At 68.4% G+C, this 14,372-nt stretch carries 10 protein-coding genes and 1 pseudogene; 9 read left to right on the plus strand and 2 right to left on the minus strand.

From position 1 onward, the window contains the following. The first annotated feature begins 14 nt into the window (after window positions 1-14). The 8 genes and pseudogenes from ADL34_RS06625 (at window position 15) to ADL34_RS06660 (ending at window position 10,019) form a co-directional block, all read left to right on the plus strand. Entirely contained in the window at window positions 15-1,133 is a 1,119-nt protein-coding gene (locus ADL34_RS06625) for a hypothetical protein (protein WP_079034166.1), read from the plus strand. Window positions 1,134-1,344: 211 nt separating this feature from the next. Continuing rightward, the gene (locus ADL34_RS06630; RefSeq protein WP_234374957.1) at window positions 1,345-1,629 is read left to right on the plus strand and encodes a hypothetical protein; all 285 of its coding nucleotides are present in this window, start codon (window positions 1,345-1,347) and stop codon (window positions 1,627-1,629) included. Between the two features lie 1,233 nt (window positions 1,630-2,862). Next, entirely contained in the window at window positions 2,863-4,752 is a 1,890-nt protein-coding gene (locus ADL34_RS06635; protein WP_062739775.1) for an ATP-binding cassette domain-containing protein, read from the plus strand. Between the two features lie 108 nt (window positions 4,753-4,860). Further along, window positions 4,861-6,306, plus strand: coding sequence for an NUDIX domain-containing protein (locus ADL34_RS06640; protein WP_400094825.1), 1,446 nt, complete (start codon window positions 4,861-4,863; stop codon window positions 6,304-6,306). Next, on the plus strand, window positions 6,303-6,647 hold the full coding sequence (locus ADL34_RS36570; protein ID WP_234374959.1) for a hypothetical protein: 345 nt from the start codon (window positions 6,303-6,305) through the stop codon (window positions 6,645-6,647). The genes ADL34_RS06640 and ADL34_RS36570 overlap by 4 nt, the downstream gene beginning before the upstream one ends. A gap of 150 nt (window positions 6,648-6,797) precedes the next feature. Beyond that, a complete protein-coding gene (locus tag ADL34_RS06650) occupies window positions 6,798-7,595 on the plus strand; it encodes a PIG-L deacetylase family protein (RefSeq protein ID WP_199835529.1) in 798 nt (265 codons plus the stop codon). A 13-nt stretch (window positions 7,596-7,608) separates the two neighbouring features. Further along, window positions 7,609-8,462: pseudogene (locus tag ADL34_RS34625) on the plus strand (IS5 family transposase); the annotation flags it as partial. Between the two features lie 396 nt (window positions 8,463-8,858). Further along, window positions 8,859-10,019: a DUF6236 family protein gene (locus ADL34_RS06660; protein WP_159038899.1), complete on the plus strand. Its 1,161-nt coding sequence runs from the start codon at window positions 8,859-8,861 to the stop codon at window positions 10,017-10,019. 224 nt (window positions 10,020-10,243) lie between these two features. Here the strand turns inward: ADL34_RS06660 and ADL34_RS06665 are convergent, their stop codons facing one another. Further along, on the minus strand, window positions 10,244-12,163 hold the full coding sequence (locus ADL34_RS06665; RefSeq protein WP_063892264.1) for a pentapeptide repeat-containing protein: 1,920 nt from the start codon (window positions 12,161-12,163) through the stop codon (window positions 10,244-10,246). Window positions 12,164-12,654: 491 nt separating this feature from the next. On the opposite strand from ADL34_RS06665, the gene ADL34_RS06670 reads away from it, so the two are divergent. Continuing rightward, window positions 12,655-13,371, plus strand: a complete 717-nt coding sequence (locus ADL34_RS06670) for an alpha/beta hydrolase (protein ID WP_062673470.1) — start codon at window positions 12,655-12,657, stop codon at window positions 13,369-13,371. Window positions 13,372-13,684: 313 nt separating this feature from the next. On the opposite strand, the gene ADL34_RS06675 is transcribed toward ADL34_RS06670, so the two are convergent. After that, window positions 13,685-14,281, minus strand: coding sequence for a TetR/AcrR family transcriptional regulator (locus tag ADL34_RS06675; RefSeq protein WP_062673467.1), 597 nt, complete (start codon window positions 14,279-14,281; stop codon window positions 13,685-13,687). Window positions 14,282-14,372: the final 91 nt, after the last annotated feature.

Consider the following 14,372-nt stretch of genomic DNA (forward strand, 5'->3'; position numbering starts at 1 on the left):
CCGCGCTGGGTGCGATGACCGTGGCCCTGATCGCGGCCATGCTGAGCCCGTCGGCGACCGCAGCGGCGCACGCAAAGTCATCCCCGCTGCGTGACGCAGCCACCGTCACAGTGCCGCCCGGTGTTACGGCAGGAGTGGCCGTTTTCGACCGGCAGACCGGAACCTTCACCGAACAACTCAACTCGACCATGCAATTCCGGTCGGCCTCCCTGGTCAAGCTCCTGATCGCATTGGATTACCTCTACAACCGTGACCCGGCCCAAGAGATCCCGGCCAGTGACCGCGCCCAGCTGAACACAATGCTCCGCAGCAGTGACGACGGCGCAGCCAGTGACTTCTGGGTACGTAATGGCGGAGGCGCGATCGTCACCCGGATGTCCCGCCTGCTGAAACTCTCCGACACGAACCCCCCACCGGCCGGCCAGGAGGGCATGTGGGGCTACACGACCATGTCGGCTGCGGACACCGTGAAGATCTACCGCTATGTGCTGGACGAAGCAGCCACCCCCGTCCGCGACCTGATCATGGGCAATCTGAGGCAATCCACACGCTGCTCCACGACAGACCTCTTCGACCAGCACTTCGGTATCGCAGGCGCCTTCGACCGGCCGTGGGCGGTGAAGCAGGGCTGGTCAGGCTTCGGCGGTCGTGAGAACGGAACGTGCCGCCCCGCCACGTCGGCCCGCAGCGGCAAAGCGCCGGCCATCAACGTCACGGACCCGGCGCTGCACACGACCGGGACCGTGGGCGCGGGCGACCGCTCCATCGTGGCCGTGTTCACCCTGCATCCCACTGGCACCCCCTATGGCAAGGCGTACACCGACCTGGGCAGGCTGACGCGTTCGCTGACCGTTCCCGGCAGCGTGCGTCCAGCAGGGACGTGGTTCGGCACCTGGAGCTCCGGAGTGAACGTCCGCCCCAGCGCCTCCACCAACCCTGACGCGCTCCTCCAACTGCCGGCCGGCGTTGAGGTGTTGGTCGGCTGCCAAAAGGAGGGCCAGACCGTCTCGGTCCCCCCGTACACCAACCAGTGGTGGGCCTACCTGCCTCAGTACGGAGGCTATGTCACCAACATCTACATCAGCAGTCCAGACAATCAACTGCCCGGCGTACCGGTATGCGGTGAGCAGTGACGTCCACGTCGGCACGGGGACGGTGGACAAGTGCCGGACCGCCGCACGGCACCTTCGGCCGAGTCCGGAAATTGGTGAGAATCGGATAGGTGGAATGAACAGGATCAGTAAGCGTCTCTCCCTCTGCCTGGCAGCTCTCGCTCTGACGGTGGGTGGTGTGATTGCCGCTCCCACGGCCGGTGCCGCCTCGGCTGCAGACTGCGCGGTTCGGGTGAGCGACAGCCGACTGTGGTGCGAAAACGGAGCGCCGGCCATCCTGCGCCAAGGCGCCTATCACGAGGCGCCCATCACAGGGCAACTGCTGTCGACGTACAGCTGGTTCGACTGCTGGACCAGCGGCGGACTGCACGGAGGCAACAACACCACCTGGTACCACACCTTCGGCGACTGGATCGCTCCCGGCTACGACGGGTGGGGCTACGTCCCAGCGGACTGGGTGTACACAACAGGCTCGTTCGACGCCGACCCCAGCGCACACGGTCTGCGGCACTGCTGAGAGTCACGGGACCGCTCTTCGATGTCACCGGTCTCGTCGACGAGACCGGTGACATCGTCCCTATGACGCCCGGCATCGGCCCACCATTTGGGGCTACGGTCCGGCGGAGGGCGGGAAGGCGAACGGCGGGGTGCGGTCGGTGAGCAGGCGCACCACGAACTTGCCGGTGCCACAGTCGGGGCGAGGAGCACGACGGGGCGCGGGTCATCGGCGGTGGCCGTCGCGCCGAATCCGAGCCAGTGCTCGGCCAGCACCCACCCACGCAGCTCCAGCAGCCCGCCCTCCCCGCCGATAGGGAGCCCACCCTCCCCGCCCACCGGCGGACCGTCGGGCCCCCTGCCGCCCTCGCCCTGACGACCCAGGCACGTACCGGCAGACCCGCCCCGTCGACCACGTGCGCAGCGACGCGCTCCAGCTCGGTCAGATCCTCCGCGTCACTGGGCACACAGACATGCCCTGCCCCATGAATGGGCAGCGGGCAGTGCAATTCGGGCGCGCGCCAGGCGTCGTGCAGACGGGCGCGCAGAGCTGAGGCGTCCACGTGGCCAAGTGAACAGCAAGGCACTGACTTGGAGCCTTTTCAACCTGCTCGCGAATGGCGCGACCGTTTATGCGTTCGGCAGGTCGCGGCAACGGTGACCTGGGCGGTCCAGGACCCGGGTTCCCGGGGCGGATCCCAGGTCACGTCGACGCGTACTTCGTGGCAGTCGTGTGCAAGTTCCACCACCATGGCCGCCGCGGCGGCCGTGCCTCGGCTGGGCCGGCGTTGACCGGAACGTCGGCAAGGCGCCCGCAGAGCATCCGTCCTTCGACGGCGAGCACACTGTGGCGCCGGCCTTCGGGCGTCGCCAGCAGGATGATGCCCTTCGGCATGCCAAAGGCAGGTCGCCTCTTCGTCTCCTCGGCGCCTGCGCACCGCGCCGACGCAGGACACCCAGCTCCGACAGCTCATCCCGAACCGGCATTAGCACGCCGTCGGCTGGGGGGCGTCACCCCGACGCCCTGCAGCCGCACTGCCGCCGCGAAATCTCCCTCCGCGGAAGCCGCTGTCGGCGATTCGGCCAATCGCCCCCTGCGCAGCCCTGTTGTGGGGCCCGGGTCCGTGCATCTTCCATGTGCCCGCACCCGCTGCGTTTCGGGAAATCCGAAGCGACTCAAATACACCAGTTCGATATCTCGGTGTGGTCGTTGAGCCTCACGACGACGCCGGACGACTGTCTAGGGGGACCCGCCTTGACCTCAGCCGCGATGAACGAACAGCGGAAGACCGTACCTCCGCCGCCCCCGCCAGCGGAGATCACGTACAGCGGGCAGTACTCCGTCAATCCGCTCGCCGAGGTCTCCTTCCGGCGGATGTGTGCCCAGATCCCGGCCGTCCTGGGCCGGATCGCGCGGCTGTCGTGGCGAACCGACCGGCAGGCTGTGCAGCTCTTGCTCGGCTGCCAGGTGGTCACAGGTGTCTCTGCCGCCGTTCTGCTGGCCGCCACGGCCCACGCCATGGCACCGATCCTCGGGGACGGCACCGCACGCGAGCGGCTACACGGCGCCCTGCCGGCGCTGCTCGTGGTGGCGCTCACCGCCGCGTTGGCACGCGCGGCGGTGGCGGTCGCCGCGTACGCCGAGCGGCGGATCACTCCGCGGCTGACCACGGAGACGGACACCGCGCTGGTCGAGGCGGTGTGCCGAGTAGAGGCCTCGGCCTACGCGGAGGACGGCTTCTCGGATCGGCATGAGGCGGCCGAGATGGGGGTGATCCGCACGCATGTCATGGTCACCGACGCGCAGCGGTTCCTGTCCGCGCTGATCCGCATGGTCACCGCCAGCGGCGTCCTGTCGGTGCTGAACCCGTGGATGTTGCCACCGCTCCTGCTCGCGGTGCTGCCCGCCGGCGTCGGCGCGGTGCTCACCGCCCGGGTCGACTACGAGATCCACTACGCGAACATCGCCGACCGCAACGTGCGCGGCATGATGCGCTGGTGGGCGACCGAGTCGAAGTACGGCGACGAGGTCCGCGCCAACTCGATGACCGACTACCTCATCTTCTGGTACCGGGCTCTGTCCGACCGGTGCGACCGGCGCACCCTGGCCGCCGCGCCGCGGACCCTGCGGATCGCCTTGCTCTCCGCCCTGGTCGGCGGTGTCTTCCTCGTCGCGACCTGGGGGGCGTTGGCGTGGCTGGCGGTCTCCGGCCGGGTCGAGCTCGCGGTCGCGGCGACGGCGGTCATCGCCGTGCAGACCACGCTCGCCGCGCTGTCCCAGGTGGTCATCAACGGCGCCGCGGTCTTCCACACCAGCCTGTTTCTCAGTGACATGCAGGCCTTCCTCGAAGATGCCGCAGCCCGCGCCCCCGAGCGCGGCCCCCACTCGCATGCCACACCGACCGAGGAGATCCGGCTCCATGAGGTCGTATACCAGTACCCCGGCAAGGACAAGCCCGCCGTGAACGGTGTCTCGCTCGCGCTGCGGCGTGGCCAGATCCTCGCGATCGTCGGTGCAAACGGGTCAGGGAAGTCCACGCTCACCCGGCTGCTGACCGGGATCTACCTGCCCGACAAGGGAACGGTCACGTGGAACGGCACCGACTTGGCCGAGATTGACCCCGCCACGGTGTGGGCGAGCACCGGCCTGGTGCCGCAGATCTTCGCCCAGTGGCCGCTGCGGGTCCGCGAGAACGTCACCCTCGGCCAGCCCCGCACCCACGACGACACCCTTGTATGGGAGGCCGTCGACGCGGTAGGCCTGCGCGAGGCCGTCGAGGACCTCCCCGCCGGTCTCGACACCCTCCTGGCTCGCGACGTCTTCGGCGGCTCGGAACTCTCCGGCGGGCAGTGGCAGCGCATCGCCTGTTCAAGGGCCTTGTACAGGCGCCCGGGACTGCTGATCCTCGACGAGCCCACCTCCCAGATGGACCCCCGCGGCGAGCACCAGATCTTCGAGCAGATCAAGGCCATCGCTGCGGACCGCATCACGATCGTGGTCACGCACCGCCTGGAGAACACCAAGATCGCCGACCACATCATCGTGATGGAGGACGGCCGAATCACCGAACAGGGCAGGTACGACGACCTCATCCACGCCGGCGGCACCTTCGCCGAACTGCTGGAACTCTCCCAGGACCGCTGACAGTCGAGCCGTCCATGTCCGTGCCCGGCCCGAGCCGGCTCCGCGTGACCCACCCGTCCCCTCAGCGCCGAGGTTCTGATGTCGCCCTCCCTTTCTCACATCCTTACCGTGGTCACCTCCTACCTTGACCGGAATCCCGGCGAACGAGACGCCCTGGCCGGCCTGCTGGCGGCTCTGGACGCCAGCGCCGAGCCGACCAACCGCGCCACCCTTCCTGCCCACATCACGTGCAGCGCGGTGGTGATCGACCGGCACCGGCGGGTCCTGCACATCCGTCACGAGGCGAGCGGAGGACTGCTGCTCGCCCCCGGCGGGCACGTCAAGGCGGACGACGACACTCTCCTGGCCGCAGCCGTGCGCGAGGTCAAGGAGGAGGCCGGAATCCCAGCCTCGGCCCTCGTCCTGACGCCCGAGCTCCGGGACGAGCCGATCGACATCGACGTCCACGCCAAAGACCCCAACCCGGCACGAGGTGAAGCGGCTCACCGGCACTACGACGTGCGCTTCGTCTTCTACCTCGCAGACGGCGCACCCGAGTTCGCGCCGCAAGCCGAGGAGGTCACGGGACGGGCTTGGCTGCCGTTCGACGAAGTGTCCTCCCCGACGCTGCGCGAGAAACTTGGCGACGCAGCTCTGGACGGGGTGATCGTTGCGGTGAACGCTTCCGCGATCATCCACGACGGCAACGGCCGGTACTTGCTGCACCTACGGGACGCCAACAAGCCGTGGATCTGGGAGCCCGGGTGCTGGTCGCTGCTCGGCGGCGGCCGGGAGCCGCAGGACCGTACCCTGCTGGACACGGTTCGTCGGGAGCTGCGCGAGGAGGCCGGCCTGACGGTCGCGGACCTGGAGCCGTACGCGGTTGAGCAGGTCACCGGCACCCACGGAACAAGGGTGCCGATCCAGCTGTTCACCGGCCTCTGGAACGGCGACCCGGCCCGTCTGCCGCTCACCGAGGGTGTGATGCTCGCCTGGGTGCGGCCCGAGAAGTTCCCGCACATGACGATGCTGCCCTCGACCCGGGAACTGCTGGAGCGGCACCTCGTCGATCATCCACTGCCCGCCGACGGTCCGACGGCGCCCGCAGGGACCGCGCGGGCGGAGGCGCCGTCCGGAACCGTGCTGAACGTGGTCGGTGTCCACCTCTACCTTGAGCGGGACGGCCAGGTCCTGCTGGGCCTGCGGCATCCCGACTCGGCGTACGCGGGCGGGTCCTGGCACGTGCTGGCGGGCCACTGCGAGGCGGAGGCCGCGAGTGCCTGCCTCGTGCGGGAGGCAGACGAAGAGGCAGGACTGGTCATCGACCTGGCCGACGTCGAGCTCGTCCACACCGTGCACATGCGAGAACAGCCCACGGAACCGCCCCGCGTCCAGCTCTTCTTCCGCGCCCGCCGCTGGGAGGGTGAGCCGAAGCTGCGGGAGCCCGACAAGTGCGTGTCCTGGCGGTGGTGGAGCGTCAAGGACCTCCCCGAGCCGATCGTCCCCTACACGCGAACGGCCATCGAGGGCATCCGGGCCAGCCGGACCTACACGGAGCTGGGGTGGGGGCGGTGACCACGTTCGACTCGGTGGGCGCCGCGTACGCCGCCCACTCCGACAGCGCGCGAGGCAGCCTGCGGCACGACCTGGTGGAACGCCGACTTCTTGCCGAACTCCCGGCCGCACCCCGTCTGGTGGCCGCCGATGCGGAGCTGCGGGCCGCCGTGATCAGCGCGGTGGGAGGCCGGTCCCTGGACGGCGCCGCGTACCCGCCCGAGAAGCAGCGCCGGAGCTACGGCATCCCCAAGCCTGGCGGACGGCACCGGGCGATGCCGGATGTCGAGGTCACCGCTCAGGTGTTGATCCGCCTCCTGGATGACGGGTGCGCGACCGGCCGGTGCGAGCACGCTGCTTGAGCTGGACATGGCCGCCGGATTGCAGCCCACCCAGCCGCCCCCGACTCCGGACGCGGAACAGGGGCCCTGTTCTGACCGGCGGCCCGCCGTAAGGAGACATCGCGCGGCCGACACCATCCCGGAATCACACCCCTAAGGAGACTTTTCACTGTGAGCGTCCCGCGCCTGCCGTCGCTGCTGGGAGTGTTCGCGCACCCGGACGACGAGAGCCTCCTAGCTGGCGGCGTGCTCGCTCAGCATCATGCCGCCGGCGCTCGTACCGCCGTCGTCACCGCGACCTGGGGGCCGGACAGCCGCCGCACTCCCGAACTCACAGACGCCCTCCATGCCTTGGGCGCTGGCACCGCACGCCCGCTCGGCTACAACGACGCCCGCAACCCCGAGGCGGCCCCCGGCCAGCCCCGACTCGTGGACGCTCCCCTCGACGAAGCAGTCGGCCGCCTCGTCGCTCATATCCGGGCCTTCCGGCCCGACGTCGTCGTCGGGCACGACGCGGTCGGCCAGCTGACCGGCCATCCCGACCACGTACGCACGCACCAGATCACTCTGCTCGCTGTCGAAGCGGCCGGCCTCGCCCACCTGTATCCCGAAGCGGGCCCGCCCTGGCAGCCGAGCGCCCTGTACGCGGCTACGCACCCCGAGTCCGGCGTGGGCCTGCTCGGCCCGCTGTTGGAAGGGGTGGGCAAGTCCATCCTCGCGGTACCGGACTCGTACGTGACCACCAGCGTCGACGTCACACCGTGGGCCGACATGAAGTGGGCTGCGATCCTCGCGCACCGCGGCGAAGTCGGACGCGAGCGGTCCCTGCCCGGCATCCTCGCCCGCCTTCCCGAAGCCGACCGCAACAGGATCATCCAGACCGAGCACTTCACCCGCCTCACCCCCGGCCCCGCAAAGGGCGACCCAGTCCAGCAAGGGCGTGTGTCGAAAATCGATCGTGGTCTGTGAATGATCACGGTTCATGGGTCGGGGAGATCTCACGGACGAGCAGTGGGCAGTGCTGGATCCGTTGTTGCCGAAGGGTGCCAGGTTGGGGAGGCCGCCCTTCCGGCCTCTGCGGCGGCTGATCGACGGCATACGATTCCGGGTCCGGACCGGTGTTTCGTGGCGGGACGTCCCCGTCGATTACGGGCCATGGGGCCGAATCTACGACCTGTTCCGCCGGTGGCAGCGGAACGGGACCTGGCACCGGCTCCTCACCCGTCTCCAGACCCGGGCCGACGTGAAAGGCGCAATAGTCCGGGACCTGAGCGTCGACTCCACGGTCTGCCGTGCCCAACAGCATGTGGCCGGAGCCCGCAAGCAGGGCGACCTGCAGAAGGAACCACCGAGCGGTGTGTTCACCGAGCCCGGAGATCACGGGCTGGGATGCTCGCGCGGCGGGTTCACCACCAAGCTCCACCTGGCCATCGAGCAGGGTCAGAAACCCATTCGATCGTGGTGACGGCAGGACAACGCGGGGACTCACCGCAGTTCGAGCCCCGCGCGCCCCGAGTGGGGCCGGGTCGGCCGCGCGTCCACCCTGATCGGGTGCGGGCCGACAGGGCGTACGCCTCACGCAGGAACCGGACCTACCTGCGCAGACGTGGGATCCGCTGCACCATCCCGGACAAGGCCGACCACGTCCGCCACCGTAGCGCGGCTCCCTCGGTGGCCGTCCGCCGAAGTTCGACCGGGAGGACTACGCGGCCAGGCACGCGGTCGAAGTGCGGCATCAACCGCCTCAAAAGACAGCGGGCCGTCTCCACCAAGTACGACAAGCTCGCAGTCCGCTACGCTCAACTTCTGCTGTTCGCCGTTCATCTGGAACAGCTGCGTCACCGGATCGCCCCGCGCCACCCTCAGGCCCTGTGGGGGGCAGAGTCAAGCCAACCTCACCGAGGTTCTCGGCCTGCGTACCAACGCCGAGATCTCCCGGCCGCCAGCGCATCGCCGACGACCCCCGCCGGCGCTTCGCACTTTCTGACGTCGCCGCCGTCCACGCCACCGCGGAGAGCGGGACCGCAGTGGGGAAGGTCGTGATCGACGTCAGCTGACCGCGCGAGTCCGACGGGCGGTATCCGCGGCCCGGTCGGCCCCGAGCGGTGTCAGGAGGGGAGATCTTGAGTACGGTCGGTGTGTTGGAACTCCGCATCGGACAGCCGAGGGGGAACGGTGGCGCCGCGCATCGGTCTGTACTTCCCGTACGTCCACATCCGGGACGCCGCGTGGGTGAAGGCCACCGCGCTGTACTGGCCGGCGCTGGCCCGCGTCGCCGGGGCGGACTACCCGGTCCACGACTCCGACACCGTCCGCGCCCTCGCCGACGGGCTCGACTTCATCCGGCAAGTGTCTCCGGGCCCGGCGGCGGAAGCGATCGCCCCGCACTTCATCAGTGTCATCCGCGAGCATCACGCGGAACTGCATCGCTACTTCGGCGTGTCCCCTGACGACATCGACGAGAGCGACCCCAGCGATCCGCAGTGGCGGCCCGTAAACCGCTACGGGCGCCCCGGGGAGGTCTGGCGGCCGCGTGACGAGCGTACGTCCCTGGTCGAAGTGCACTGGGAAGAGTTCGCTCCCACCCTGCGCCAAGCACTCCTCGACTCCGAACTGGGCCTCAATACCCGCCGCCCGACCCTCCTGTCAGGCGACGAGGAGTACGACTGGATGTCCGTGGACCCGAAGTTCGCCTGGGTCTACAAGATGGCGCTGACCGACGAACTGTCCCGGCGCCACGGGCTGACACCGATCACCGACAACCCTGCCTCCCAACAGCAGGTGCACGACTGGGATCAGGCGCGGATCGCCGCGGAGCTCTTCGACCACCGCCCGCCCGGCCCGAGCCCGGTATCGGCGGTCGCCCTGCTGACCGCACAGCTCCCGCTACCCGAGGGCCTCGCGGACGTACGCGTCGACGACATCGTCAAGCTGCGCACCGACTACGCAGCCGAGTTCGACCGTTTCGTCGACGCCCTCGACGCGGCCGCCGCCGAACTGACCGGCTCCCTGTCGGAGGAGCAGGACCCGCAGATCGTCGCTCTCCACGTGGCGCACATCCGCCGGACACGCTTTGAGCAGCCGCTTCAGGACCTCAAGGCCGCGATCAAGGGGCTCAAGCTCGGCACAGGACTCGGACTGGTGAATCTGCAGACCCAACTGCCCGCCCTGGGAGCTATCGGCGGCGCGGCAGCGCAGTGGCCCGCAGTCACCGCCACGTCGATCGGCTTCGGCCTTGTCGGGCTCCACCATGTCACGGCCAAGGAACGCGACCGCATCCGGGCCGACTCGCCCGTCACCTACCTGCTGCAGGCCGAGAAGGTGGCCGACCCGGCCTCCTTCATCAACCGCTGGACGCTTGCGGGCATGCGGGGTCTCGGCATCAGTATCTAGGTGTATTGATCACGAGCGTTGTTGACGCTCGCTGAGCTTGATCAGCGCGAAGACCTCCGGGAGCGTGTCCGCGCGGGCCACCGAGTTGCGCACGTCGCAGCTACGGGTCGAAGGCTTTCCGTGCAGTTCAAAGGCATGATCGGTGGTGCAGGCAAGTAAGGCACGTAGCCGGGAACGGTTCGGTCGAACCGTTCACAGGGATTCGCCGGCCCGGGGCAGAGCCGTCAGCGTTTGACGCGGTTGCGGACGGCGAGGACGGCCAGGCCGAGAAGGACGGGTTCGGTCAGGCGGGAGGTCATCTCGATGTAGGTGCCGGCGGTGGTCAGGTCCTGGCCGGAGGAGCGGAACACCACCGAGTTGAGGGTGACGTTTAGAGCGTTCTCGAAGCGCTTGCCGGTGAACCGATTGCCGGTGGGGTTCTGCGGATCGTCCTTGTCGATCTCGAAGGTGACCTTGCCCCCGCCGGCCGGGACGGTGCCGGTCGCGGTCTGCTTCGGGGTGTCTTGGGCAAGGCCGAAGGCCATCAGCAAGACGATGGTGAGGAGCATGGCGGCGCCGAGCCAGGCCAGAGCTCGGGATGCGCGCAGTCCGTAGCCGGACAGCGCCCAGTACGCGGTCAACAGCTTCCGTTCACTGCGGGGGATGTCGTCGGCGTGCCGGCGCATCTCCATCTCCCCGTAGTAGAAGTCCGCAGCCCCCGGCTCGTGCTTGCCGTCCTCGAAAGCCTTGCGCAGAGCCCGGTACACCGAAGCCAGCTGCAACGGCCCAGCGCGTCCAGCGCCGAGGACCGCCACGTTCCAGCCCTGCACTGCTCCCGGCTGGCTGGCACGCCAGTGGTGTTCCTCAGCCAGGACGCGGCGCTCGGTGAACCGCACGGGCGGCCAGCGCCACCACACGGCGGGCGGGGTGGTGTCGAAAGTGCAGGCCCCCTCCAGACGGAGTTGGTCCAGGTGCACGGTGCCGGCAAACAGGCATCCCGACAGATCGAGGTCTGAGAGGACCAGATGGGCCGCGTCCACCCCACGCAGCGACGCCACCCGCACCCTGGGGTCGCGGGGGATCGGCAGGATCGGAAAGGGATCTTCGGCGAGCTGTCGGCCGTTGGTGAGCACGAACGGATCCGGCTCGGCGGCGATCGTGAGGGGGTACTCGAACACCGCATGCGCGAAGTCCACCGTGGCGTAACGCAGGCGGATCTCCGCTGTCGATGACCAGCGAGTACGACGGCACTCCAGACGGCGCGCAGCGAACGAGAGAGTCACCGGGCCACCGAACGCCGCACCGGACAGCACAACCCGTCCAGCACACGCCATAGGTCCGAGCTGGTCAGCTGCTACGAAGGTCGTCGACTCGAACCAGGCGTCGCCCTTGAAGGTCGCAGAGTTGAACCAGGTGTTGCCCTTGAAGGTCGCGTCCACGAACAGGGCGTCGCCCTGGAAGGTGGCCGAGATGAACCTAGCGATATCCTTGAAGATCGCCATGAGGAACCCGGCGTCGTCCTCGAAGGTCGCCGAGTCGAACAAGGCGATGCCCGCGAAGGTCGTCAGGCCGAACTCGGCGCGGCTCTCGAAGGTCGCCGCCTCGAAGGTCGCCGAGCCGAACCCCGCGGTGCCCACCTCGAAGGTCGCCTCGTCGAACATGGCGCTGTCCTTGAAAGTCGCCTGGCTGAACCCGGCTTGGCCCTTGAAGGTCGCCTGGCTGAACCCGGCTTGGCCCTTGAAGGTCGCCCGGTCGAACAGGGCATTGTCGCCCTTGAATGTCGCCGACTCGAACAAGGCGTCGCCCTTGAATGTCGCCGACTCGAACAAGGCGCAGTCCTCGAAGATCGCCAACTCGAACAAGGCAGCGCCCTCGAAGGTGGCCAATTCGAACTTGGCATGGCCGAGGCGGGGGTGCCCGGTTTCAGGGTCGCGGAGGGCGTTGAGGAGGGCATTGAGAAGGGACTCGGTGAAGTTTGTGCCCCGGTGGTCGATGCTGGCGCCGGGAGTCAGGGCGGCCAGGTAGGCGTCGCGGTCGTCGGCGGCGAGGTGGGCGAGGCATACGGTGTGGCCGGGGACGTGGATGCCGCGGCAACCAACGGGGTCGGCAGCAGGGTCTGCACCGTGTACGCAGTGCGGCCAAGGCGGCGGTTCGGATGTGCTCATGGTGCGGGGGCTCCACGGTGTCGGGGTGCCCGTATGGACGCCCTGCGGACGGGAACGGTTCAGGCTCGACGGTGACAGGCAGCGTCGGGGAAGCTCCCACCCCACGAAGATGTCGTACGTGCCTGAAGAACTCGTAGATGGCCCTGAACTGTTGGCCAACCGGTGTGACCGCAGCTCATTTTCGGGCGACTTTGGGTACGGCCCAGAGACGCTGCGTCGTCACTCAGAGTGGCCGTGTCACAGAAGTTGGGCCAGAATCGATGACAGTGAACGATATAGGCCACTGATCAGGCCCCCCGCGCCGATCGAGCGCACTGGGACCCGGTGATCCGCTTGGCAAGCGGCGCGTTCGGACGGTCGGACAAGAGTGGTGGACGTTGAATCATGGCCGGTCGGGCGCGCTCTCTTCTAGGGTCGGCGGGGAGCCGATCGTGGTCACGCCCCTGGTTCAGCCGCGTACAGCTCTGTGTCCTTGCCGGGGAAGGCCCCGGTTGTTCCTGCTCGAAGGCCGATTCATGACCACCGCAATACACGGCAAACCCACCATTCTGCTTGTCCACGGTGCCTGGCACGGCGCCTGGTGTTGGGACAAGTTTGTTCCGGCGCTCACCGCCCAGGGGTGGCACACCCTCACGGTCGACTTGCCGAGTGCGTCGATGGGCAGCAACGAGACGGCGGGTATGTACGACGACGCGCGCATCATCCGCGCCCGGCTGGGAGAGATCGACGGGCCAGTGACTATCCTCGCGCACTCGTACGGGGGCGTTCCGGTCACGGAGGCTGCCGCTTCGGCGCCCAACGTGTCGCGCATCCTCTATCTCGCCGGCTTCCAGCTGGACGAGGGCGCTTCCCTGGTCAGCGAGAGCGGGGGACAGTTGCCGAGCGGCGACACGGGGACTCTGCCCGTTCCTGACAACCCGGCCAAGGTGCTGTTCAGCGACATCATTGCGGAGGAGGCCGATCGGGCCGTGCAGCGGCTGGTCCCGCAGAGCATACGGTCCTTCAGCGAACCGCTCACTGCGGCGGCATGGAAGAAGGTCTCCTCCAGGTACATCGTCTGCGAGCACGACGAGATGCTCCCCCCGGCGTACCAGGAGTCGATGGGCCAGCGCGCCGGCCGCCTGTACCGGCTGCCTTCAGGCCACTCCCCGTTTCTTTCCATGGTGACCGCTCTGGCGGAGCTGATCACCGCGGACGCCGACAGCTAGGGTGCGCCTTTTGGATCGCTGATCGCGATGGCGTCCTCGGGCCGTGTGAATGGCCGCACTGCCGGCACCGCCACCGACGGCGCCGCCATGTCATCTGCCCCTGCTGATGGTCTGCCGCCCGGCCGGTTCCTGTCTTCCGGCCGGGCACGTGTGTGGGTCTCGGGTGAATTCCCACCATGACGTCGAGTGTCTGTGGCCTCGTCTGTTCAGCGAGCAGACAGCTCGCGGTCTGGTTCAGAGGTATATGTCAGCGACTGCCTGAACCAGCTCTGTCCGGGCGTCGCGGCGCGACGAAGGCGGGCAGGGCTGCCGGTCATGAGGCCGGCGAGGAGGCGAACGCGTCGAGAGCGAGCTCGGCGACCTCAGTGAGTGATGCGCGATCGGGGTTGATCGCCCCCATGACCCGCAGTCCGTGCATCGTCGTGACGAGGTAGCGGGCCACGACGCGGGCGTCCCTCTCCTTGGAGAACTGGCCGTCGGCCTGCGCCTCCGCCACGACCTGCGCCAGTGCGTCCTCGAGCATGTCCGATGTCGACTGCACATGGGCGGACACCTGGGGGTCGTGAGCTATCCGGCCGACCGCCGCCCCGACCATGAGGCAGGCCCGGCGGCTTCCGTCACAGACGATCTCGTCCACGGCAGCCACCAGGACCTCCCGCAGCAGCTCCCGTCCCGGGGCCCCGTCCCGGAGCAGCTCGACCAGCGGCAACGCGTAATTGGCCCGGAAGCGGTCCATGGCCGCCAGGTACAGGCCTTCCTTGCTCCCGAAGGCCGCGTACAGCGAGCCACGGCCCACGCCAGTGGCTTCGACGAGGTCCTGGATCGACGTGCCGTCGTAACCGTTGAGACGGAAGGCGTTCATCGCCGCCTCTACGGCCTTCTCAGTGTCGAACTCCCGGGTGCGTGCCATACCCGTGAGTATACGCGCATTGGGAACGAACGGTACAGATTTGCAGTCGGGAACGTTCTATCTTGACTGATCGTTCCGTATTTGGTCTACT

Source organism: Streptomyces sp. NRRL WC-3605 (assembly GCF_001509795.1).
GTDB lineage: Bacteria > Actinomycetota > Actinomycetes > Streptomycetales > Streptomycetaceae > Streptomyces > Streptomyces viridochromogenes.